At 60.8% G+C, this 1,459-nt stretch carries 3 protein-coding genes; all 3 read left to right on the forward strand.

Annotated features, from left to right (window positions below):
* Positions 1-165: 165 nt before the first annotated feature.
* Entirely contained in the window at positions 166-540 is a 375-nt protein-coding gene (locus AC1DWI_RS22945) for a GFA family protein (RefSeq protein ID WP_477668189.1), read from the forward strand.
* A gap of 81 nt (positions 541-621) precedes the next feature.
* Positions 622-1,005: an ArsR/SmtB family transcription factor gene (locus AC1DWI_RS22950; RefSeq protein ID WP_477668188.1), complete on the forward strand. Its 384-nt coding sequence runs from the start codon at positions 622-624 to the stop codon at positions 1,003-1,005.
* Positions 992-1,459, forward strand: a 468-nt coding sequence (locus AC1DWI_RS22955) for an SRPBCC family protein (protein WP_477725885.1), incomplete at its 3' end; no start/stop codon positions are given. The genes AC1DWI_RS22950 and AC1DWI_RS22955, both read left to right, overlap by 14 nt.

Below are 1,459 nucleotides of genomic sequence, written 5' to 3' on the forward strand. Positions count from 1 at the left end.
CCCGGAAGCAGAAGATGAAGAGGGCGAAGGCATCTTGGCCGCAGGCGGAGCAGAGGAAATTGCCGGCGTCGTGGCCGATGAAGATGAAGAAGATGAAACGGATGAAGAAGACGACGAATACGGGGAAGGTGAAGACGGCGATGCAACAGTCCGAGGAGGTGGCGCATGACGATCACAGGAAGCTGCCATTGCGGCAAAAACGCCTTTCGCATTGACGGCGAAATCCCCGCGCAGCTGACGCGCTGCACCTGCTCGTTTTGCGCCAGGCGCGGTGCGCTGCTGGCGTACTACACACCCGGGCAGTTCCATGTCACCACGCCCACGGATGGCGACGCCATCTACCGCTGGCAGACCAAGCTGGTAGACCACCACTTCTGCGCCGAATGCGGCGTGTCCACCTATTCAGACAGCCCCGCATTCGAGATGGACGGCAGCTGGGACGGCACCACCCGCCGCATCGGCGTCAATGCCCGCCTCTTTGACGGGTTCGACGCGGCCGAAGCACCTGTGACGGTGATCGACGGCAAGAACCTCTGGTAGTTAGGCCCAAGGCAAGCGGTTGACATCCTGTTTTGACTGCCTTAATATAGCCAAACAGCTATATAAACGATTGGCCATGTAATGACCCCAGACACCCTCAACAAGGCGTTCGCCGCCCTCGCGGACCCGACCCGCCGCGCCATCGTCGCCCGGCTTGCTTCCGGCGAAGCGACGGTCAATGAACTCGCAGCCCCCTTCGACATGACGCAGCCTTCCATTTCGAAACACCTGAAGGTGCTCGAACGGGCGGGCCTGATTTCGCGCGGACGTGCGGCGCAAACCAGGCCGTGCCGCCTGGAGGCCGCGCCCCTGAAAGAAGTCGCCAGCTGGATGGCGCTGTACCGCAATGTCTGGGAAGACAGCTTCGACAGGCTCGACGCGTTTTTGCAGCCGGACACATCCACGTCATCAGCCCAGTCAACTCAATCAACCCCCAAAAAAGGAAAGAAACATGCCCGCAAATGACAGCAAGGCAGCCATGGCTTCCCCGTTCCTGATCGACCGCGTGTTCAAGGCCCCGCGTGAGCGCGTATGGAAAGCGTGGAGCGAGGCCGGCAACATCCAGCAGTGGTGGGGGCCCAAGGGCTGCTCCATCGACCTGCTGCGTTTCGAGTTCAGGCCCGGCGGGTTTTTTCACTACGCCATGAAGTTTCCGGGCGCACCCACGATGTGGGGCCGGTTCAATTACCGTGAAATCGCCGAGGGTGAACGCATCGTGTGGCTGAACTCGTTTGCCAACGAACACTGCGGCATTGCGCGCGCGCCATTCAGCGAAGCCTGCCCCCTGGAAATTGAGAACACCGTGACCTTCGCCGAGAAAAACGGAAGCACCGTCGTGTCATTGCGCGCGCGACCCTTTGGTGAGCTTGCGGCTGAACGCCAGTATTTCGAAGAGCTCAAGCCGTCGCTCACGCAAGGC

The organism is Polaromonas sp. P3_C2, from assembly GCF_056402675.1.